Source organism: Terrabacter koreensis, assembly GCF_054783315.1.
This window is the reverse complement of the sequence record NZ_BAAGQU010000004.1, coordinates 210,596-231,271: the sequence shown is the minus strand read 5'-3', so window position 1 is coordinate 231,271 and position 20,676 is coordinate 210,596. Positions and strand designations below refer to the sequence as shown.

Sequence of the window (20,676 nt, the reverse complement as noted above, 5' to 3'; positions counted from 1 at the left end):
CGGGGTCAGCCCGGCCGCGGTCCGTCGCCGGGGCGGGCGCGCAGCGGCAGCGCGGCGAGCACCTCGTAGCGCGGCCGCCGCCCGCGCCCCTCCCCCAGGTGCGACTCGACGAGGGCGAGCTCGGTGGCCCGCCACGCCGGCCCCTCCCAGGCCTCGAGCGACCGGATCCACCGGGTCGCCTCGGTCGGGCGGTGGAAGCGCCCCAGCGTGAGGTGCGGGTGGAAGCGGGTGCCGTCGGGTGTCGCACCTGCCGAGGACGCCGCATTGCGTATGCCGTGTGCGACCGCACCGAGGTCACCGCGCACCTGCTCGACACCCGCCCAGAGCACGCGGGCGGCATACGGGTTCGGGAAGGCGCCGGCGCCGGCGAGCTGCAGCACCAGGGGGTCGCGCCGACCGGCCGAGCGGGCCAGTGCGTCGGTGAGGTCGTCGAGGCGCGCCTCGGGCACTGCTCCCAGGAAGGCGAGCGTGACGTGCCACTGGTGGCGGTCGGTCCAGCGGACCTCGGGGCCGGCCTCGCGTCGCGGTGCGACGTGCTCCTCGAGGTCGTCGAGGACCTCGTCGGGTGGCACGACGGCGACGAAGAGCCTCATGGCTGCGTCGCGACCCCCGAGGCGATCAGCGCGTCGACGTCGTCGATCCCCCACGCGCACAGTGCCGCTCGCGTGTCGGCACCGGGCGCGGACGGCGGCGTCGCCAGTGTCGCGGGGGTGCGGGAGAAGCGCGGTGCCGGTGCCGGCTGCACGACGCCGTGGTGCTCGACGTAGGTGCCGCGTGCCGCCAGGTGCGGGTGCGCGGGCGCCTCGGCGTAGGAGAGCACGGGCTCGACACAGGCGTCGGTGCCCTCGAAGACGGTCACCCACTGCGCCCGGGTGCGGGTGCGGAACGTGTCTGAGAGCAGGGTTCTCAGCGCCGGCCACCGGCGTGGGTCGAGCCGGTCGGGCGCGGCCTCGGTGAGCCCGAGCAGGCGCAGGAACTCGGCGTAGAAGGCCGGCTCGAGCGGGCCGACCGCCATCCAGCCGCCGTCGCTCGTCTCGTAGACGTCGTAGAACGGGGCGCCGGAGTCGAGCAGGTTGGTGCCGCGCCGATCGGACCACAGCCCGGCCGAGACGAGGCTCACGACGAGCGCCGAGAGGTGCGCGGTGCCGTCGACGATGGCGGCGTCGACGACCTGGCCGCGACCGCTGGTGCGCGCCTCGAGGAGGGCTGCGAGAACCCCGACGACGAGGTAGAGGGCACCCCCGCCGAAGTCGCCGACGAGGTTGACCGGCACCTGCGGCGGGCCACCGGCGCGGCCGATGGCGTGCAGGGCGCCGGTGATGGCGACGTAGCCGATGTCGTGACCGGCGGCGTGCGCGAGCGGGCCGTCCTGCCCCCAGCCGGTCATCCGACCGTAGACGAGGGCGGGGTTGCGGGCCAGGCAGTCGTCGGGGCCGAGGCCGAGGCGCTCTGCGACGCCGGGCCGGTAGCCCTCGACGAGCACGTCGGCCTTCTCGACGAGGGCGAGAGCGGTCGCGAGTCCGTCGGGGTGCTTGAGGTCGAGCAGCACCGACGGGCGTCCGCGCCGCAGCACGTCGGCCTCCGGGGCCAGCGGGACGGGCAGCGACGCCTCGCCCGGGCGGTCGACGCGGATGACGTCGGCCCCGAGGTCGGCGAGCAGCATGGCCGCGAAGGGCGAGGGCCCGATGCCGGCCAGCTCGACGACCCGGACCCCGGCGAGCGGTCCGGCACGCAGTCCGACGTTGGGTCCGGCGTCGGGTCCGGCGCTCGGGCCGCGGTCACCCGCCGGGTCGGTCACGACCGGTCGCGACCCGACCGGTCGAGCAGGATGCCGAGCACGCCGGCCAGGCCGGTGCCCAGCAGGGCGCCCAGGGCGCCGATGTAGAGGGCGCCGGTGGTCTCGGAGTAGCCCTGCACCCGGTCGCCCATCAGCGAGAGGGCTGCACCGAGGACGAAACCGAGGACCGCGCCGGTGATGAGGAAGCGCTTGAAGTTCGGGATGCGGGGGCGCTCGGGTCGGGAGTCGTGCGGCGTCTGGCTCACGCGCCCACCCTAAGCGAGGCGATGGGCAGCAGCCCCTCGAGGTGCGCCCGCTGTCCGCTCGCCCGGACGAGCGCGCCACCCACGGCTTCGTCCCAGGACAGGTCGCCGACGGCCAGGCGCAGCCACGTGGCGGCGTCGGTCTCGATGACGTTGGGCGGCGTGCCGCGCGTGTGCACCGGGCCCTCGATGCACTGCACGGCACCGTGTGGCGGGACGCGCACCTCGACGGTGCGTCCGGGCGCGATGGTGGCGAGCTCCTCGAGCGTGTAGCGCACGGCGGTCGCCGTCGTGCGCCGGTCGGCCGCCCAACCGGCGGCGCGGCAGGCCTCGAGCGCGGCGTGACCGTCGGCGATCGGGGTGCGTCGGCGGGGCGGCATACGGCAAGGCTAGCGACGGCCGGTGTCGGCGCCGGCAGGTGGCCGCTACCTCAGCGCAGCCGTGGCAGCACGTCGGCGACCACCTCGTCGAGGACGTCACGCGTGCCACGGTACGGGTCGCTCGGACGCGGCCAGTGGGTGATGACGTCGGTGAAGCCCAGCCCGGCCGCGCGGCCCACGGCGTCCTCGAAGCAGTCAGCGCTCGAGAGCGTGAACGTCGGGGCCGAGTCGAGGTTGAGGTAGCGGTCGAGGTCGGACGGCTCGCGGCCGGCGTCCGCGAGTGCCTCGTCGACGCGCCCGCAGAGCGAGCCGACGAGCGCCCACCACTCCTCGTCGGTGTCGACGTTGCCGCCGTAGGTCATCCAGCCGTCGCCGCGCTCGACGGCGAGTCCGATCGCCTTGGGGCCGTTGGCCGCCACGACGAGCGGCACCCGGTTGCCGGTGTCGCCGCCGCGCACCGGTCCGGGCAGGGTGCGCACGTCGCGGGCGCCGTAGAAGCGACCCTCGGCGTCGACGTGGTCCTCGCGGAGCAGCCGGTCGAGCAGCGACGTGAACTCGTGGAACCGTGCCGTGCGGTCGCGCAGCGGCAGGTCCTCGCCCATGATGCGCGAGTCGACGTCGCCACCGGCCCCGACGCCGAGCAGGAAGCGCCCGCGGGAGATGTCGTCGAGCGCCAGCACCTCGCGCATGAACTGGACCGGGTGGTGGTTGTTCGGGGACGACACGAAGGTGCCGAGGCCGATGCGGTCGGTCACGGCCGCGGCGGCCGCCAGGGTGGGCACGGCGCCGAACCAGGGCGAGTCGGGCAGTCCGCCCCACGTCACGTGGTCGAAGGTCCACGCGTGGTCGAAGCCCATCTGGTCGGCCTCGCGCCACATCGGCTCGGCGACGGACCAGGAGTGCTCGGGCAGGATCGTGAGACCGAAACGCATGCCCCCGACGGTAGTAGTTTCGGGAGCAGCAGCCCTCGCGAAGGAGTCCTCATGTCCAACCTCGTCGTCCACTTCGAGATCCACGCCTCGGACCCCGAGCGCCTCGTCGACTTCTACTCCTCGCTCCTCGGCTGGTCGTTCCAGCAGTTCGGCGACATGCCGTACTGGTCGATCACCACGGGCGAGGAGGCGATGAACCAGGGCGGCGCCGGTCACGGCATCAACGGCGGGCTCACCCAGCGGCAGGGCCCGAAGCCGGAGGTCGGGGGACCGGTCAACGGCGCCAACATCGTCGTCGCGGTCGACGACGTCGACGGGCTCTTCGCCAAGGGGCTCGAGCTCGGCGGGTCGGAGGCGCTGGCGCCCTCGGACATGCAGGGCGTCGGACGCCTCGCCTACCTGCACGACCCCGACGGCAACGTCTTCGGCCTCATCTCCCCCGTCCTGTCCGACGGCACCACTGCCATGGGCTCCTGAACCGATGACACGACAGGCCGACCGCGTCTGGGACGCCGCGGCGGTGCTCGCCGCCTCGAACGAGTGGAGCTGGGTGCCCGACGGCGCACCGCACGTCCGCACCGACGAGTACCTGGTCGTCGCCTACCCCGACTACTTCCTGACGCCGACGTCGGCTCGCGTCTTCGGTTCCGACCGCGACCCCGCCGAGCTCGTCGACGAGATCTGCGACGCAGCACGGGGGTGGGGCCGCGACCGCCTCTGGTGGCGCGTGTCCGACTTCACACGGCCGTCCGGTCTCGAACCGGAGCTGGTGTCGCGCGGGGCAGGCGTCCTCGACCGGATGGACGTGCTCGCACTCCCCCTCGACGGCGACCTGCCCGACCTCGCGGTCCCGGCCGACGTCGAGGTGCGCCGCGTCACCGACGAGCAGACGGTGCGCGACGCCGTCACCGTGGGCAACGACGCGTTCGGCGGCGCCGAACCGACCGACGACCAGATCGCGACATCGCTCCTCGAGGTGCAGCAGGGCCTGGGTGACGACTCGTCCGGGCGCTGGGTCGCCTACGTGGACGGCCGACCTGCGGGCTCGGGGGGCTACACGCTCGCCGACGACGTATGCCGTCTCTGGGGCGGTGGCACGCACAGCTCGCTCCGTGGCCGCGGGGCCTACCGCGCCGTCCTCGACGCGCGGTTGCGCACGGCGCGTGCGGCCGGGGCGACGCTCGGCCTGACCCACGGCGTCGTCGACACGTCGTCACCGATCCTGCGCCGCATCGGGTTCAACCGCTACGGCGAGGAGCGCACGCTGGTGCTCGACCTGCCGCCGTCGTGACCCCGGAACCCCCTGTGACAGAGCGGGTCTCGCTCGAGTGGGACGAGCGCGGCGGAGTCACCGTGCACATGGACGGGTCGCCGCAGTCGCACGTCCAGCTCGACGACCCGACCCTGCTCGTCTTCGAGTACGTGCAGCACCTGGCCCTCGCGATCGACGCCTTGCCGCCCGGACCTCTCGGCGTCACCCATGTCGGCGGTGCCGGCCTCACCCTGCCGCGGTGGGTCGAGGCCAGGCGGCCCGGGTCGCCGCAGATCGTGCTCGAGCCCGATGCCGAGCTGACGGATCTCGTCCGCACGGCGATCCCGCTCCCCCGGCGCCACCGCATCCGGGTGCGCCCCGTCGACGGGCTCACCGGGATTCGTGCGCTGAAGCCGGAGTCCGCCGACGTCGTCGTGACCGACGCCTACGCGGGCGGCCGGGTGCCCGCGGATCTCGCCGGGACGGCATACGCCCACGAGGTGGCGCGGGTGCTTCGGTCGGGCGGCGTGGCGCTCTGGAACCTCGCCGACGAGCCCGGGTTGCGCTGGGTCGCCCGCTTCGTGGCCACCGTGGCGACCGTGCTGCCGCACGTGGCGCTCGTCGCCACGCACGAGGTGCTCAAGGGCCGCCGGTTCGGCAACTCGGTGCTCGTCGCGAGCGCATCGCCCTTGCCCGTCGAGACACTGCGCCGCGAGGTCGCCCGTGCGAACCTGCCCACGGGGCTGCGTGAGGGGGTGGCTCTGACCCGACTCGTCGCCGGGGCGCGCCCGTTCGGGGAGGCCGGGGAGCCGAGCCCCGCCCCACCCGAGGCGGGCCGCTGGCGGGTGCGCTAGAGACGTGGTCGTCAGCCGCGCGCGAGCTCGGCGAGTGTTGCTCGGAGCTCGGCGGCGAGGACGGCGCGCACCTGCACGAAGAGGCTGCCCACGAGCCGCGGGAGGTGCTCCTCGTCCACGACACCGTTGACCGAGGTCATGAAGTGACTTCACCATCGGCAGGGGGAATGCCACTTTCCCACCTCGCGGACGGCGGAGGGCGCAGATGAGCGACCGAACGATCCTCGGCTCGGCCGACGTGCCGGACCAGCAGCTCCTGGCGTATGCGGCCGCGGCCCTCTCGCTCGACGAGGCCGACTGTCGTCTCGCCGGGTCCCGGGCGGAGGTCGTCGACTACGACCTCGACGCCATCACCACGGGCGGCCGATGGTGGGTGACGGCCGACCTGGAGACCCCCGACGGACCGGCGTCCGTGAGGTTCTTCGTCAAGCTCGTGCAGTCGTGGAGCAGGTCGCCGTACTTCGCGTTCGTGCCGCCCGAGATGCGTGAGCTGGCCGAGCGTGGCGTGCCCTGGCGCACCGAGCCGCTCGTCTACGCCTCCGACCTCGGCGAGCGCCTTCCCGACGGTCTGACGATGGCCGGCGCCGTCGACGTGCGCCCGGTCGACGAGCTGTCGACGGTCATCTGGCTGCGCGAGGTCGACGTGGTCGAGTCCGACTGGCCGGTCGAGCAGCTCGCCCGTGCCGCGCGCCTGCTCGGCCGGCTGGCGGCGAGCCCCGACGTGCGTCCGCTCTCCTCCCTCGGCGAGGCCGACGGTCGGCGCGGCGTCCGTTCGTACGCCGAGGGCCGGCTCGCCGGCCAGGTCGTGCCACTGCTGCGCGCCGACGAGCTGTGGCAGCACCCCGTCCTCGCCGCCACCTTCGACGCCCCCCTGCGTGGTCGCCTGCTTGCCCACCTCGACCGGGTCGGCGAGCACGTCGAATGGCTCGAGACCGTGCCCGACGGCACCGCGCACGGTGACGCGTGCACCAACAACCTGCTCGTGCAGGCGAGCAGCGACGACCTCGTCCTCATCGACTTCGGCTTCTGGAGCACCCAGCCGATCGGCTTCGACCTGGGCCAGCTGCTGCTCGGCGACGTGCAGATCGGCCGGCGACCCGCCGCGACGCTGCCGGCCGTCGAGCAGGGCTGCCTGCCGGCATATGTCGACGGCCTGCGCGACGAGGGCTGCGACCTGCCGCTCGACGTCGTCCGCCGGGCGCACGCCCTCCAGATGCTCATCTTCACGGGCTTCTCGTCGTTCATGCTCGAGGGCCTCTTCGAGCAGCCCGGCAGGGACGGCAGGGACGGCGGCGGCGACGAGGGGAAGGCCGCCGCGCCCGACCTGCTGGAGCAGGCGGCCGAGCGTGCCCGGATCGCCGAGTTCGTGCTCGACCTCGTCGACGAGACCGAGGCCGTGGCGGCTGCACCGGCCGGGCGCCACGCCTGAGGAAGGGTTCGGTGGCCGCCGACGTTGCAGGCCCTGTGAAGAACATCGGGTTTCTCTCGTTCGGACACTGGACGCCCTCGCCTCACTCGCAGACCCGCTCGGCGTCGGACGCGTTGCTCCAGTCCATCGACCTCGCCGTGGCAGCCGAGGAGCTCGGCGCCGACGGCGCCTACTTCCGGGTGCACCACTTCGCGCGACAGCTCGCGTCGCCGTTCCCGCTGCTGGCCGCTGTCGGGGCGCGCACGAGCCGCATCGAGATCGGCACCGGGGTCATCGACATGCGCTACGAGAACCCCCTCTACATGGCCGAGGACGCCGGTGCCGCCGACCTCATCTCCGGCGGCAGGCTGCAGCTCGGCATCAGCCGTGGGTCGCCCGAGCAGGTCATCGACGGCTTCCGCTACTTCGGCTACGTGCCCGAGGGCGACGACCACGCGTCGATGGCACGCGACCACACGCGTACGTTCCTCGACGTCATCGGCGGGGAGGGTTTCGCGCAGCCCAACCCGCGGCCGATGTTCCCGAACCCGCCCGGCCTGCTGCCGATCGAGCCACACTCCCCCGGCCTGCGCGACCGCATCTGGTGGGGCGCCGGCTCGCGCGCGACGGCCGAGTGGACGTCCGAGCAGGGCATGAACCTCATGAGCTCGACGCTGCTCACCGAGGACACCGGCGTGCCGTTCCACGAGCTGCAGGCGCAGCAGATCCAGATGTTCCGGGACGCGTGGAAGGCGGCCGGCCACGAGCGTGAGCCGCGCGTCTCGGTGAGCCGCAGCATCTTCCCGATCGTCAGCGACCTCGACCGCCAGTACTTCCTCCGCGAGACGGCGAGCCAGGACCAGGTCGGGCACCTCGACGGCGGGCTCGCTCGCTTCGGCAAGACGTATGCCGGCGAGCCAGACCAGCTCGTGCGTGACCTCGCCGAGGACTCCGCGATCGCGGCCGCCGACACTGTGCTGCTCACGGTCCCGAACCAGCTCGGCGTGGACTACAACGCGCACGTCATCGAGAGCCTGCTGACCCACGTGGCGCCCGGGCTCGGCTGGCGCTGAAGCCCGCGGGTCCGGAGACGCCGAGCGGCGAGCACCCCTGTGGGTGCTCGCCGCTCGGCATTCGTGCAACGGGTCGGGGTTCAGGCCCCGAAGACCGCCGGAAGCGTGAACTCGTGCGCCGCCTTCAGCTCGGCGATCGACGCCGTGAAGACGCCGGTGACCTCGAGGTCGCGGCCGCCCGTCACGCCGATGCGCGCGTGCGGCACGTCGCCGAGCAGGGCCTCGAGCTCGGCAGCGTGGCCGGCCGGCACGGCGACGAGTGCGCGGGCGCTCGACTCGGAGAAGAGCGCCGTGAAGGCATCGAGCGCGTTGCCCTCGTCATCGACACCGACGCGGTCGAGGCCGTCGATGGTGACGCCGACGCCGTGGCGCATGCACGCCTCCGCCAGCGCGATCGCGAGCCCGCCCTCGGACAGGTCGTGGGCCGCCTCGACGATGCCCGCACGCGCAGCCTCCACGAGCACGCGACCCAGCGCCTGCTCGGCGGCGAGGTCGACCTTCGGCGGGTGCCCGCCGAGGTGCTTGTGCACGACGTGCGCCCACTCGGAGCCGTCGAGCTCGTCGCGGGTGGTGCCGAGCAGGTAGACGTGGGCGTCCTCGGAGCGGAAGCCGGAGCCCGACCGCTTCGAGACGTCGTCCATGACCCCGAGCACGCCGATGACGGGCGTCGGGTGGATGGCGACGTCGCCGGTCTGGTTGTAGAACGACACGTTCCCGCCGGTGACGGGGATGCCGAGGAACTTGCAGCCCTCGGCGATGCCGCGGATCGCCTCGCGGAACTGCCACATGACACCCGGGTCCTCCGGCGAGCCGAAGTTGAGGCAGTCGGTCACGGCCAGCGGCGCCGCACCGGCGGTGGCCACGTTGCGGTAGGCCTCTGCGAGCGCGAGCTGCGCGCCGGCATACGGGTCGAGCTTGGCGAAGCGGCCGTTGCAGTCGGTCGAGACGGCGACGCCCCGGCCGGTCTCCTCGTCGACGCGCACGACACCCGAGTCGTCGGGCTGCGCGAGCGCCGTGTTGCCGAGGACGTAGCGGTCGTACTGGTCGGTGATCCAGGACTTGTCGCAGAGGTTCGGCGAGCCGAGGAGCGTCAGCAGCTGGGCGCGGATGTCGTCGCCGGTCTCGGGCCGGCCCAGCGAGGCCGCGCCCGACGCGTTGAGCTCGTCGAGGTATGCCGGCCGGGCCAGCGGGCGGTCGTAGGTGGGGCCCTCGTGCGCGACCGAACGCGGCGGCACGTCGACGATGGTCTCGCCGTGCCACGTGATGACGAGGTGCTCGCCGTCGGTGACCTCGCCGATGACGGTCGCCTCGACGTCCCACTTGTCGGTGATGGCCATGAACTCGTCGAGGTGCTTCGGCTCGACGACCGCCATCATGCGCTCCTGCGACTCCGACATGAGGATCTCCTGCGGCTGCAGGCTCGCGTCGCGCAGGGGCACGAGGTCGAGCTCGACCTGCATGCCGCCGTCGCCGTTGGAGGCGAGCTCGCTCGTGGCGCAGGAGAGCCCGGCGCCGCCGAGGTCCTGGATGCCGTCGACGACGCCCGCCTTGTAGAGGTCGAGGCAGCACTCGATGAGCACCTTCTCGGCGAACGGGTCACCCACCTGGACGGCCGGGCGCTTCGTCGGGCCACCCTCGTCGAACGTCTCGGACGCGAGCACCGAGACACCGCCGATGCCGTCGCCGCCGGTCTTGGCGCCGAAGAGGATGACCTTGTTGCCGACGCCCGACGCCTTGGCGAGGTGGATGTCCTCGACGCGCATCGCGCCGACGCACAGGGCGTTGACGAGCGGGTTGCCCTGGTAGCAGTCGTCGAAGACGACCTCGCCGCCGATGTTGGGCAGGCCGATGCAGTTGCCGTAGCCACCGACGCCCGCCACGACGCCCGGTAGGACGCGCTGCGTGTCGGGGTGGTGCAGGTTGCCGAAGCGCAGCGGGTCCATGACGGCGATCGGGCGGGCACCCATCGACATGATGTCGCGGATGATGCCGCCGACGCCGGTCGCGGCACCCTGGTAGGGCTCGATGTAGCTCGGGTGGTTGTGCGACTCGACCTTGAAGGTCACGGCCCAGCCGTCGCCGATGTCGACGACGCCGGCGTTCTCACCGATGCCGACGAGCAGCTTCTCGCGCATCTCGTCGGTGGTGTTCTCGCCCCACAGCTTGAAGTGGATCTTGCTCGACTTGTAGGAGCAGTGCTCGCTCCACATGACGGAGTACATGGCGAGCTCGGCGATGGTCGGGCGGCGCCCGATGATCTCGCGGATGTTGGCGTACTCGTCGGGCTTGAGGCCGAGCTCGGCCCACGGCTGCTCGACGTCGGGGGTGCCGGCCGCGTGCTCGACGGTGTCGAGGACCGGCGCCGCGGGCGCCTGCTGGACGGTCTGGGTGTCGCTCATGCGTTGGCCGCGCTCTCGAGGGTCTGCGTGATGATCGAGGTGAAGAAGCCGCGCCCGTCGAGGCTCGGGCCGTAGCCGGCCTCGACCGCGTGCTCGGGGTGCGGCATCAGCCCGACGACGTTGCCGCGCTCGTTGGTGATGCCGGCGATGTCGCGGTAGGAGCCGTTGGGGTTGCGACCTTCGGCGTCGGTCACGTAGCGGAAGACCACGCGTCCCTCGCCCTCGAGCTCGTCGAGGGTGCGCTCGTCGGCGACGTAGCCGCCCTCGCCGTTCTTGAGGACGATCGTGATCTCCTGGCCGGCCTCGAAGTCGGAGGTCCAGGCCGTCGAGGCGTTCTCGACGACGAGCCGCTGGTCGACACAGTTGAACTTGCGGTGGTCGTTGCGGATCAGGGCGCCGGGGAGCAGGTGGCTCTCGGTGAGCACCTGGAACCCGTTGCAGATCCCGAGCACGGGCAGGCCGCCCTTGGCGGCCGGCACGAGGGCGTCCATGACCGGTGCGAAGCGGGCGATCGCACCGCAGCGCAGGTAGTCGCCGTAGGAGAAGCCGCCCGGGAGGATGACCGCGTCGACGCCCTTGAGGTCGGCGTCACCGTGCCAGAGCGCGACGGCCTCGCCGCCACACTCCCGCACGGCCCGCGCCGCGTCTCTGTCGTCGAGGGAACCGGGGAACGTGACGACGCCGATCCTCACTGCTCGCCGTCCTCCGACTCGCCCTTGCCGTCGGCCCCGTCCTCGGCCCCGTCCTCGGCACCCTCCTCGGAGCCGTCGAGCACGCGCACGGAGACGACGTCCTCGATCACGGGGTTGGACAGGAGGGTCTCGGCCGCCTCGCGAGCAGCCGTCAGGTGCTCGTCCGTGACGTCGCCGTCGACGGTGAGCACGAAGCGCTTGCCCTGACGGACGTCGGTGAACCCGTCGAACCCGAGCCGTGGCAGGGCGCCGCCGACGGCCTGTCCCTGGGGGTCGAGGATCTCGGGCTTGAGCATGACGTCGACGACGATGCTTCCCATCAGTGGTGCTTCTCCCTGCGCTGGATGGGCGATGGTGGCGTCCCTCGGGTCCCTCGGGACGGGCCCGAGTCTATCGGGCGCCACGCACGCGCCCGACCACGTCTCAGCGCGACTGGAGCGCGTCGAGCGCGACCGCCATCGACATGCCGACGCGCCAGTCCATCGGACGTCCGTCGCCGAGCGCCGGCAGGGTCACGTGGTAGACGTCCTTGACCGACGCCTTCTTCGTCGAGCTGAGGGCGAGCGAGCCGTCCGGCGCGACGAAGTCGAAGTGGAAGAGGAACGGGACCGGGATCTCGCCGATCACCGGCACGAGCTCCCAGACGCGCCGGGCGACGGCGACCTTCGCGTTGCGCTCACGGCCGACGAACTCGCGCCCGTCCGGCAGGCCGAGCGTCCAGGTCGAGTTCACGAGGGAGGCCTTGAACTGCTTCTTGAACCAGCCGATCGGCTGGCCCTGGCTGTCGGTGACGTCGTAGCCGGAGCCGAGGTCGAGGCGCTTGCGCGCCTTGAAGCCGAAGAGCGGGTGGGTCTTGGCGGAGTCGGTGAAGAAGGTGACCTGCTCCTTGGCGGTCATCCGCTTCTGCTCGGCGAAGCAGAGCAGGCCGAGCTCGTTGCCGTTCTCGTCGGCGCGCAAGATCTCGTAGCGGTTGACCATGAGAGTCAGCTTCTGGCGGAGGACGTAGCGCTCGGCCTCGAGGGGCGCGCGGTCGGCAACGGGCTCGGTCATGCCGCCAGCGTATGCCGGGTGGCAGGGTTGGCCCGGTGACCCACCCCGTGCGCCCCGCCGGACCGGAGGACCTCACTGCCCTTCCTGCCGTCGAGGCAGCCGCCGACGAGGTCTTCGCCGAGGTGGGCATCAGTCCGCTCCCGCCGGGTGCGGCCGACGTCGAGGAGCTCGGGAGGGCGGCATACGTCGTCGTGGCGGGTGAGCCGGTGGTGGGGTCCGCCCGGGTCGAGGTGGTGGACGACGGGCGGCTCGAGCTCGAGAGGGTCGGCCTGACGACGGTGGAGACCTTCGTCGGTGTCGACCCGGCCGCGAATCACGCGATCATGCGGGTGAGCCCGGGTGAGCCGCTGCACCTGCTGCCGGCCACGGAGCACCGCGTGCTGACGTGGGCGACGATCAGGGCGTCCGCGCCCTCGGGGAGCAACCAGTAGCCGACGCGGCCGCGACCCCACTCGAGCGCGTCGGCAGCGGCGTCGGCGAAGGGTTGGAGCGTGAGGTAACGACGCAAATCTGTTGTGCGCCAGGTTGATTCACTGTGGACAACCTCTTGAGCATGTCGGCAAAATCACCTAGAGTAGAACACGTGTTCGAGGAGCTGACGGAGGCGGTGAGCGGGATCAGGGCGAGCTGCCCCGATGTCCCAGGCGCCCACGTGCTCGACGACGCCTCGACCATCACCGCGATCGACGAACTCGAGCGGCTCAAGGCCGCCTGCGCGGCCGCACAGGTGAGACTCACCGAGCGTTTCGTCGCGTCCCAGTCGGAAGCCGCCGAGCGGCTTCGTGCTGAGGCTCAGGCGTGCTCCGACGCCAGCGACTTCGACGGTTGGGTGCTGGCCCGTGACCGCGCTCGCTCGATGGAGCTGGGGACCGACCACTCCGGCCACGACGGCGTCGGGCGAGACAAGGCACGGCCCTCCCGTGCGACCCGGCGCATGATGCTCTCCAGCACGAGCGTCTCAGCGCAGGTCGGTCTGGCCCGGCACGAGTCGCCCAACCGCGGGTCCCGCCTCGCGAGCGCGGCGGTGAGCCTCGTCAGGCACCTGCCGCGCACCCTCGAGGCGCTGTCTGCAGGGGCGCTCAACGAGCGTCGCGCCGAACTCGTCGTCCGGGCCACGAGCCACCTGCGGCCGGAGCTGCGTGCTCGAGTCGACGACGAGGTCGTCGGTGTCAACTTCCTACCGGACGATCCGAGGGCGGGCATCGGTGCGTGGGGCGATCGCGAGCTGGAGCGCCGGGTGCGTGCCTGCGCCGACCGACTCGATGCCGCTGCCGCCGTGGAGCGGTGCCGCATCGCGGAGTCGGAGCGGCGGGTGACGATCCGCCCCGTCCCCGACACGATGGCCCTGGTCTCGGCAGTCCTTCCCGTCGCCCAGGCCGTGGCCGTTCATGCAGCCTTGAGCCGAGCAGCCCTGTCCGCGAAGGCATCCGGCGACCAGCGCGGCAAGGGCCAGGTCATGGCCGACACGCTCGTCGAGCTCGTGACCGGCCAGAGCAGGGCTGACACCGTGCCCGTCGAGGTGCAGGTCGTCATCACCGACCGAGCACTGCTCGACGGCGATGCCACCGCCGCGCACGTCCCCGGCTACGGCGCGGTCCCCGCCGGTTGGGCCCGCGAGCTGTTGACGCGGCGCGCGCCGGGCGGCGGGGACGCTGCGCGGGTGTGGGTGAGACGGCTCTTCACGCATCCGTCGACCGGCACCCTCGTGGCCATGGAGAGCAACCGGCGCCTGCTCCCGACCGGCCTGCGTCGCTTCGTCGTCGCCCGTGACGGCGCCTGCCGCACTCCGTGGTGCGACGCGCCGGTCGCCCACGCCGACCACGTCGAGCCGCACGCACAAGGCGGCCCCACCAGCGCCGGCAACGGCCAGGGCCTCTGCGTACGCTGCAACATCGTCAAGGAGCAGCCGGGGTGGCGGTCCGTCGTGCTCAGCTGTGGACCGTTGGCCCGCGAGGGCACCGGGCCCCCGACGGCGGCTCAGCCCGGCGACGACGAACGGGCTCACACCGTGCAGATCATGACGCCGACGGGTCACGTCCACCTGTCGGTCGCCCCGCCCGTCCTGCCCGGCGTTGACACCGTGGCCGCGCCTGCCGTTGCCGCGGCCACGGCAGCGACCGCGGCGAGGCCGGCACGCCGGGTCCTGCGGAGGCGCCGCGGCGTGCGGCTCGAGGTCTACGAGCGTGACGACGTCGAGGTCGAGTACGCCGAGGCCGGCTGACCGGGAGGGACCTCCAGGTCAAGCCGCGCCCCCGTGCCTGGCCACATCCGAGCGGGGCGAGGCGTCCGGGTCAGAAGGTCTCGCCGGTCAGGCGCTCGTACGCCTCCACGTACTTCGCGCGGGTCTGCTCGACGATGCGGGCGGGCAGCTCCGGCGGGGCTTCGCCGCTCTTGCGGTCCCAGCCCGACTCGGCCGACGTCAGCCAGTCACGCACGAACTGCTTGTCGTACGACGGTTGCGGGTGCCCCGGCTCCCACAGGTCGGCCGGCCAGAAGCGCGACGAGTCGGGCGTCAGCACCTCGTCGGCCAGCACCAGGCTCCCGGAGCCGTCGGGCGAGACGCCGAACTCCACCTTGGTGTCGGCGATGAGGATGCCGCGCTCGGAGGCGATCTCGTTGCCGCGCGCGAGGATGGCCCGCGTCAGCCGCGACACCTCTGCGGCCACGTCCGCGCCCACCTCGGCCTCGACCTCGGCCGGCGTCATCGGCAGGTCGTGCTCCCCCACCGGGGCCTTGGTCGTCGGCGTGAACACCGGCTCCGGCAGCTTCGAGCCGTCGACGAGCCCCTCGGGCAGCTCGACACCCGAGACCGAGCCCTTCTCGCGGTACTCCTCCAGGCCCCCACCGGTCAGGTAGGCGCGGGCGATGGCCTCGACCTTGAGCATGTCGAGCTTGCGCACCAGCACCGCGCGTCCGGCGACGGCCTCGGGCACGTCTGTGGAGATCACATGGTTGGGCACGAGGTCGGAGAGCTGGTCGAACCACCACAGCGAGAGCCGCGTCAGCACGGCGCCCTTGTCGGGGATCTCGGGCGACATCATCCAGTCGTACGCCGAGAGCCGGTTCGAGGCGACCAGCAGCAGCTGGTCGGGCACGACCTCGCCGGCGTCGTCGAGCGGCGCGTAGAGGTCACGCACCTTTCCGGAGTAGATGTGCTCGTAGCCCGGCAGGTCCAGCGGTAGGTCGGTCACGCGCACAGCCTGCCACCTGCTCAGGCGATCCGGCACAGGGCGTTCAGCGGGGAGGGGCAGGTTCATGACAGTGACTCCTTGAGGGCATCGGGAGAGATGAGGTCGGTGAGGCTCCGCCGAGCCCGGTGCAGGCGCGACTTGACGGTCCCTCCGGAGACGCCGAGCGCAGTGGCTGCCTCGGCGACACTGCAGCCCGACCAGACGACCAGCTCGACCGCCTCACGCTGCACGGCCGGGAGGCGGGCGAGGGCACGACGCACCTCGCTCATCTGCCGCTCGTCGTCGACGCGTGCGGCAGTGGGCGCGGCATGGTCGGCCGAGACCGCACCTCCGGCGTCGGCCTCGATGCGCCCGTGCAGCAGACGCAGACGGCGGGCCGAGCGCGCGACGTTCGCGCACTCCTGGCCGGCCATGACGAGCAGGACGGCGCGGGCCGTGTCGGCGCGCAGCGGGTCGACCGTGCCGTCACGAGCCCGCCGCCACACCGCGGTGAACGTCGCCTGCACGACGTCCTCCGCGGTCGCCCACGACGCGGTGCGCCTGAAGGCGAAGTTGTAGACGGCATCGCAGTGGCGCCGGTAGAGCTGCGTCAGCGCTGCTCCGTCAGCGCCGTCGAGACGAGCCCACAGCTCCCTGTCGCCCAGCACCGGCGTCGACCCGGTGAGGGGTGGTTCTCGAGTCATGGTCTCGAAGCTCATGCCTGGAAGAGTCCGGCTCGGCCCCGAGGGTTCGCCTCAGCCGACGGTGATCTCGCCACGCTCGGCGCGCAGCGCGATGTCGCTGCGGTGGTGCGAGCCGTCCAGCTCGATGACGCCCACCGCGTCGTACGCCGCCTTCCTCGCCTTCGCGAGGGATGACCCCACCGCGACGACGTCGAGCACGCGCCCGCCGGCCGAGACCAGCGAACCCTCCTCGTCGAGACGGGTGCCCGCGTGGAGCACCACGACGCCGGGCACCTCCGCGGCGGCGTCGAGACCCGTGATCGGGTCACCGGTGCGGGGAGACTCGGGGTAGCCGGCCGACGCCACCACGACGACCACGGCGTGGTCGCCCGACCAGCGCAGCCGGCCGAACTCGCCCAGGCCTCCGGTGGCCGCAGCCAGGAGCAGCTGGGCGAACGGCGTCTCGAGTCGGGCGATCGACGCCTGCCCGTCCGGGTCGCCGAACCTGGCGTTGAACTCGATGACCCTAGGACCGCGCGACGTCAGCGCGAGGCCGACGTAGAGCGCACCCACGAACGGCGTGCCGCGTCGGCGCATCTCGTCGACGGTCGGCTGCGCCACCCGCGCGACGACCTCGTCGGCGAGCCCGTCGGGTGCCCAGTCCAGCGGTGAGTAGGCGCCCATGCCACCGGTGTTGAGACCGGCATCGTCGTCGCCGACGCGCTTGAAGTCCTGCGCAGGCGAGAGCGCCACGACCGTCTCGCCGTCGCTGACGCAGAAGACGGAGACCTCGGGGCCGTCGAGGAACTCCTCGACGACGAGGCGGCCGCCGGGCTTGGCGAGGCACGCTCGGGCGTGCTCCAGCGCGACCTCGCGCGAGTCCGTGACGACGACACCCTTGCCCGCAGCGAGGCCGTCGTCCTTGACGACGTGCGGCGCTCCCAGCGCGTCGAGGGCCGCCTCGACCTCGTCCATCGTCGTGCACACGTGCGCGAGCGCGGTCGGCACGTCGGCGGCGGCCATGACCTCCTTGGCGAAGGACTTGCTGCCCTCGAGGCGCGCGGCCTCGGCGGAGGGGCCGAAGACGGCGAACCCGGCCGCACGGCATACGTCGGCAACCCCTGCGACGAGGGGTGCCTCGGGGCCGACGACGACGAGGTCGACCTCGTGCTCTCGGGCGACCGCCGCGACGGCCTCGCCGTCGAGGATGTCGACGGGCACGCAGAGAGCGGTCGCGTCGATGCCCGGGTTGCCGGGCGCGGCGATCACCGCGTCGACCTCGGGATCGGCCGCGACGGCCTTGACGATTGCGTGTTCACGGGCGCCGGAGCCGAGGACGAGGACCTTCACGGCGCCCAGCCTAGGGGCCGTCCAGCCGGGCCAGCAGCCCTGCCCGCACGCTGGGCCACTCGTCGACGAGGATCGAGTGGACGGCCGAGTCGCGCCACGACCCGTCGGCCCGTCGCACGTCGCGCCGGGTGATCCCCTCGAAGGTCGCGCCGAGCTTGAGGATCGCGGCGCGCGACCGCGTGTTGACCACGTCGGTCTGGATCTTCACCCGCCCGAACCCGCACGTGTCGAAGGCGTGCTCGAGCAGGAGCAGCTTGCTCTCGGGGTTGACCTGGGTGCCCCACCAGCGCGAGCCGTACATCGTCCAACCGAGGTGCACGTGCTCGCGGGCTGTGTCGACGTCGCCGAGCGAGCTCGTGCCGACGACCGTTCCCTCCGGACCGAGGTCCCCGTCGGCGACGAGTCTGATCGTGTATGCCGTCCGCCCCGCCTCCCGAGCCGCGACGTAGGCGCTCACGACCGCCTCCGTGTCGGTGACGCTCTCGTGCGCCCGCGACATCGCGTATCCCTCCTCGTAGCAACGCCGGTCGGCGAAGACCGGGAAGAGCCCGGAGGCGTCAGCGGGCGTCATCACGTCGAGCCGGACGAAGCGGCCGACGAGCGGCGCGCCGGTGGGCGGTATGCAGGCGGGTGCGGGCATGCGATGACAGTAGACTTGATGGTTCCCGCGCCGCCGAGGCGCCCCTCAGAGTCCTTGGATGTCAGTGAGCACTTCGAACGCATCGTCCCAGCGGAGCAGCGCGCCCGGATCGCGCGACGTCTCGCCGGTGTCGACCAAGAGCATCCCCGACGAGCTCGCGCGCGAGATCGCCGTCGAGCAGGCGCACGTCGACCGCGTGCACGAGGAGCTCGAGAAGGCCGGCCTGCGCGCCGACGTCGTCCAGGCCGAGGGCCTGGCCCGCAGCCAGTTCGGCCGGCAGGTCGAGATCGGCGACGCCGAGGGCGCCGGCCTGTTCGAGCGCGACGCCCTGATGTTCCACGCCGCCAAGCGACGGTCGGCCCTTGACACCCAGTACGAGGGCCTCGTCTTCGGGAGGCTCGACATCGACCATGCGATGCTGCGCGCGGCGAAGGCCGGCGACGTGTCGGGCAACGGGCACGCGCGAGGGGCCTCCGGCACCGGCGTGTCCGGCGTGGCCGGCTCGGAGAGCAGCAGCGACGAGGACCGCGAGATCCGCTACATCGGACGACTCGGCGTGCGCGACGACGACTACGAGCCGCTCGTCATCGACTGGCGTGCACCCGCCGCGTCCCCCTTCTACCGCGCCACGCCGACCCAGCCGATGGGCGTGCTGCGCCGACGCGTGCTGCGCAGCCGCGGCACCACGGTCATCGGCATCGAGGACGACCTCATGGTCCCCGAGGCGCCCGACGACCTCGTCGTCGTGGGCGACGGCGCCCTCATGGCCGCGCTCACCCGCAGCCGTGGCGAGCGCATGCGTGACATCGTCGCGACCATCCAGGCGCACCAGGACGAGGCCATCCGCGCCAGCGCGCGCGGCGTCACCGAGATCACCGGCGGCCCGGGCACCGGAAAGACGGTCGTGGCCCTGCACCGCGCCGCCTACCTGCTCTACTCCGACCGGCGACGGTTCGAGTCGGGCGGCATCCTCGTCGTCGGCCCTTCCGGCGCCTACACGGCCTACATCGAGCGGGTGCTCCCGTCGCTCGGTGAGGAGAGCGTCGTCCTTCGCGCCCTCGGCGACGTGCTCGACGTCGTCGGCACCGAGCGGCTCGACCCGCCCGACGTCGCGCGCATCAAGGGCTCGACCCGCATCCGGGGCCTCCTCGGCGCGGCGGCGCGCGGCCGGGTCCCCGAGTCCCCCACGGAGTTCCGCGCGATGGTGGCCGGTCGTCCCGTGCGCCTCGAGGCCCGCGACCTCGACCGGGTGCGCTCGCAGGTGCTGCGCCAGCACCAGCGCAACACCGCGACCGCGGCTGCCCAGGCGGCCCTCGGCGAGGCGGCCTGGTCGTCGCTCGGCATCACCGGCGACCGCGACGCCAAGGCCGAGTTCCTCGACAAGTGGGAGGACCACCTCGACGTCGAGTCGTTCATGGAGGCCTGGTGGCCCCAGGTCGACCCGCGCGAGGTGCTGCTCTGGCTCGGCGACCCCGAGCTCGTGCGTCGGCACGCCCGCGGCAGCCTGCGCGACGACGAGGTCGAGGCACTCGCCTCGTCGTTCCGCCACGCTCTCGAGGTCGGCTCCTGGTCGGTCGCCGACGTCGCCCTCGTCGACGACCTCGCCGCCCGCCTCGGCGCCGTGCAGGAGGCCCCGAAGGAGGAGCGCGGCTTCTACGAGATCGAGGAGCTCGACGACCTCAGCCAGTACGGCGTCACCGAGGTGCAGCCCGTGCGCAGCGCCGCCCGCGACGAGGGCGCGCCCGTCGTGCGCACCGAGCCGCGCGAGCGGTTGCTCGCCGGTCGCGTCGGCCGGCCCGAGGAGTACGCGCACGTGCTCGTCGACGAGGCCCAGGACCTCTCCCCCATGCAGTGGCGGATGATCGGACGGCGCGGCCGCTACGCGTCGTGGACCGTCGTCGGCGACGCCGCGCAGGCTTCCTGGCCCGACGCCGCCGAGGCCGCCGCGGCCCGCGAGGAGGCCTTCGGCACTCAGGGGCGCCAGTCGTTCCACATGGACACCAACTACCGCAACGCCCGCGAGATCTTCGACTACGCCGCCGAGGTCGTGCGCCGCGAGGTGCCCGACGCCGACATCCCGCAGGCGGTGCGCGAGACCGGGGTGCACCCGGTCGAGGCGCCGCTCGGAGCCGACCCGCTCGCGAGCGTCCGGGCCGCCGTCGACGCGCTGCTCGACCAGGTCGAGGGGGCCATCGCGGTCGTCACCCCGGCCCGGCACGCCGCGGCGCTGGCTCCGCTCGCCGAGCCCGAGGGTCGCGTCCAGGTCGTCGACCCGATGTCGACGAAGGGCCTCGAGTACGACGCGACCGTCGTCGTCGACCCGGCCGAGATCACCCGCGAGTCGCCCGGGGGCGTACGCGTCCTCTACGTCGCTCTGACGCGCGCGGCGCACCGGATGACGGTGCTTTCGTGACGTTCTGACGCGTCTTCGACGGACTTGGCGGCGATGCGCTGGATGCCCCTTTATGCGCACGTCGACATTAGGTAAAGACTTGTTCAAGGATTCAGTGAACCGTCGACTGCACCCTCCCCGAGGGGGAAGATTGGTTTCACCGCCAAGGCGTGCGAACCTACCCTCCCCGCCGTCTCCTCCCCCCTGAGACCCTTGGCGCATCGCGAAGTCCCGCCCCCCAATGTGGACGACGCACCGGGCGAGGGACGAGATGCAACCCCCCTGCATCCCGCCCCTCGCCCGCCCCATGTCCGGGAGTCCCCGACACGGCCTTGTCGCGCCCCGCCGTCCTCGCTGGGAA

The 20,676-nt window shown here is 72.6% G+C and carries 22 protein-coding genes; 8 read left to right on the top strand and 14 right to left on the bottom strand.

The genetic code is table 11. The annotated features are described in order from the left end of the window. Window positions 1-5: 5 nt before the first annotated feature. From thpR to ACYVNR_RS03785, 5 genes are read right to left on the bottom strand one after another with little or no spacing between them, the layout of a single operon-like run. Window positions 6-593 carry an RNA 2',3'-cyclic phosphodiesterase gene (gene thpR, locus ACYVNR_RS03805; RefSeq protein WP_461046657.1) on the bottom strand — a complete coding sequence of 196 codons (588 nt, stop codon included), beginning with the start codon at window positions 591-593 and terminating at the stop codon, window positions 6-8. Beyond that, on the bottom strand, window positions 590-1,798 hold the full coding sequence (locus ACYVNR_RS03800; protein ID WP_461046655.1) for a CaiB/BaiF CoA transferase family protein: 1,209 nt from the start codon (window positions 1,796-1,798) through the stop codon (window positions 590-592). The genes thpR and ACYVNR_RS03800 overlap by 4 nt, the downstream gene beginning before the upstream one ends. After that, the gene (locus ACYVNR_RS03795; RefSeq protein ID WP_045191055.1) at window positions 1,795-2,043 is read right to left on the bottom strand and encodes a hypothetical protein; all 249 of its coding nucleotides are present in this window, start codon (window positions 2,041-2,043) and stop codon (window positions 1,795-1,797) included. Before ACYVNR_RS03795 ends, ACYVNR_RS03800 begins: the two co-directional genes overlap by 4 nt. After that, entirely contained in the window at window positions 2,040-2,420 is a 381-nt protein-coding gene (locus ACYVNR_RS03790) for a sterol carrier family protein (RefSeq protein ID WP_045191056.1), read from the bottom strand. The genes ACYVNR_RS03795 and ACYVNR_RS03790 overlap by 4 nt, the downstream gene beginning before the upstream one ends. A gap of 50 nt (window positions 2,421-2,470) precedes the next feature. After that, the gene (locus tag ACYVNR_RS03785; protein WP_461046652.1) at window positions 2,471-3,352 is read right to left on the bottom strand and encodes an LLM class flavin-dependent oxidoreductase; all 882 of its coding nucleotides are present in this window, start codon (window positions 3,350-3,352) and stop codon (window positions 2,471-2,473) included. A 51-nt stretch (window positions 3,353-3,403) separates the two neighbouring features. On the opposite strand from ACYVNR_RS03785, the gene ACYVNR_RS03780 reads away from it, so the two are divergent. From ACYVNR_RS03780 to ACYVNR_RS03770, 3 genes are read left to right on the top strand one after another with little or no spacing between them, the layout of a single operon-like run. Continuing rightward, entirely contained in the window at window positions 3,404-3,829 is a 426-nt protein-coding gene (locus ACYVNR_RS03780) for a VOC family protein (protein WP_045191058.1), read from the top strand. Between the two features lie 4 nt (window positions 3,830-3,833). Next, a complete protein-coding gene (locus ACYVNR_RS03775) occupies window positions 3,834-4,643 on the top strand; it encodes a GNAT family N-acetyltransferase (RefSeq protein WP_045191060.1) in 810 nt (269 codons plus the stop codon). Between the two features lie 14 nt (window positions 4,644-4,657). Next, on the top strand, window positions 4,658-5,458 hold the full coding sequence (locus ACYVNR_RS03770) for a spermidine synthase (protein ID WP_461046650.1): 801 nt from the start codon (window positions 4,658-4,660) through the stop codon (window positions 5,456-5,458). 11 nt (window positions 5,459-5,469) lie between these two features. Here the strand turns inward: ACYVNR_RS03770 and ACYVNR_RS03765 are convergent, their stop codons facing one another. After that, window positions 5,470-5,598 carry a hypothetical protein gene (locus tag ACYVNR_RS03765; protein WP_461046648.1) on the bottom strand — a complete coding sequence of 43 codons (129 nt, stop codon included), beginning with the start codon at window positions 5,596-5,598 and terminating at the stop codon, window positions 5,470-5,472. Window positions 5,599-5,663: 65 nt separating this feature from the next. Here ACYVNR_RS03765 and ACYVNR_RS03760 point away from each other — a divergent pair, with 65 nt between their 5' ends. After that, a complete protein-coding gene (locus ACYVNR_RS03760) occupies window positions 5,664-6,887 on the top strand; it encodes a phosphotransferase (RefSeq protein ID WP_461046646.1) in 1,224 nt (407 codons plus the stop codon). 35 nt (window positions 6,888-6,922) lie between these two features. Continuing rightward, window positions 6,923-7,939: an LLM class flavin-dependent oxidoreductase gene (locus ACYVNR_RS03755; RefSeq protein WP_461048280.1), complete on the top strand. Its 1,017-nt coding sequence runs from the start codon at window positions 6,923-6,925 to the stop codon at window positions 7,937-7,939. Window positions 7,940-8,019: 80 nt separating this feature from the next. Here ACYVNR_RS03755 and purL read toward each other — a convergent pair whose 3' ends face one another. The 4 genes from purL to ACYVNR_RS03735 all read right to left on the bottom strand — a co-directional run bounded on the left by purL (window position 8,020) and on the right by ACYVNR_RS03735 (window position 12,080). Further along, complete coding sequence (purL, locus tag ACYVNR_RS03750; RefSeq protein WP_461046644.1) at window positions 8,020-10,338, bottom strand: phosphoribosylformylglycinamidine synthase subunit PurL; 2,319 nt, start codon at window positions 10,336-10,338, stop codon at window positions 8,020-8,022. Beyond that, window positions 10,335-11,030, bottom strand: coding sequence for a phosphoribosylformylglycinamidine synthase subunit PurQ (gene purQ / locus ACYVNR_RS03745; protein WP_045191065.1), 696 nt, complete (start codon window positions 11,028-11,030; stop codon window positions 10,335-10,337). The genes purL and purQ overlap by 4 nt, the downstream gene beginning before the upstream one ends. Beyond that, entirely contained in the window at window positions 11,027-11,350 is a 324-nt protein-coding gene (purS, locus tag ACYVNR_RS03740) for a phosphoribosylformylglycinamidine synthase subunit PurS (protein WP_045191066.1), read from the bottom strand. The genes purQ and purS overlap by 4 nt, the downstream gene beginning before the upstream one ends. A gap of 103 nt (window positions 11,351-11,453) precedes the next feature. Beyond that, entirely contained in the window at window positions 11,454-12,080 is a 627-nt protein-coding gene (locus ACYVNR_RS03735; RefSeq protein WP_045191067.1) for an LURP-one-related/scramblase family protein, read from the bottom strand. Window positions 12,081-12,115: 35 nt separating this feature from the next. Here ACYVNR_RS03735 and ACYVNR_RS03730 point away from each other — a divergent pair, with 35 nt between their 5' ends. Continuing rightward, window positions 12,116-12,511 carry a hypothetical protein gene (locus ACYVNR_RS03730; RefSeq protein ID WP_461046641.1) on the top strand — a complete coding sequence of 132 codons (396 nt, stop codon included), beginning with the start codon at window positions 12,116-12,118 and terminating at the stop codon, window positions 12,509-12,511. A 152-nt stretch (window positions 12,512-12,663) separates the two neighbouring features. Next, complete coding sequence (locus ACYVNR_RS03725; RefSeq protein ID WP_461046639.1) at window positions 12,664-14,301, top strand: HNH endonuclease; 1,638 nt, start codon at window positions 12,664-12,666, stop codon at window positions 14,299-14,301. Window positions 14,302-14,371: 70 nt separating this feature from the next. Here the strand turns inward: ACYVNR_RS03725 and ACYVNR_RS03720 are convergent, their stop codons facing one another. The 4 genes from ACYVNR_RS03720 to ACYVNR_RS03705 are packed head-to-tail and all read right to left on the bottom strand — an operon-like array spanning window position 14,372 to window position 17,923. After that, the gene (locus tag ACYVNR_RS03720; RefSeq protein WP_461048279.1) at window positions 14,372-15,277 is read right to left on the bottom strand and encodes a phosphoribosylaminoimidazolesuccinocarboxamide synthase; all 906 of its coding nucleotides are present in this window, start codon (window positions 15,275-15,277) and stop codon (window positions 14,372-14,374) included. Between the two features lie 56 nt (window positions 15,278-15,333). Further along, window positions 15,334-15,969: an RNA polymerase sigma factor gene (locus ACYVNR_RS03715; protein WP_461046637.1), complete on the bottom strand. Its 636-nt coding sequence runs from the start codon at window positions 15,967-15,969 to the stop codon at window positions 15,334-15,336. A gap of 36 nt (window positions 15,970-16,005) precedes the next feature. Continuing rightward, window positions 16,006-17,283, bottom strand: a complete 1,278-nt coding sequence (gene purD / locus ACYVNR_RS03710) for a phosphoribosylamine--glycine ligase (protein WP_045191274.1) — start codon at window positions 17,281-17,283, stop codon at window positions 16,006-16,008. Window positions 17,284-17,293: 10 nt separating this feature from the next. Continuing rightward, window positions 17,294-17,923, bottom strand: a complete 630-nt coding sequence (locus tag ACYVNR_RS03705; RefSeq protein WP_458802637.1) for a GNAT family N-acetyltransferase — start codon at window positions 17,921-17,923, stop codon at window positions 17,294-17,296. A gap of 58 nt (window positions 17,924-17,981) precedes the next feature. Between ACYVNR_RS03705 and ACYVNR_RS03700 the strand changes: the two genes are divergently transcribed. Further along, entirely contained in the window at window positions 17,982-20,336 is a 2,355-nt protein-coding gene (locus ACYVNR_RS03700) for a HelD family protein (RefSeq protein ID WP_461046635.1), read from the top strand. Window positions 20,337-20,676 lie beyond the last annotated feature (340 nt).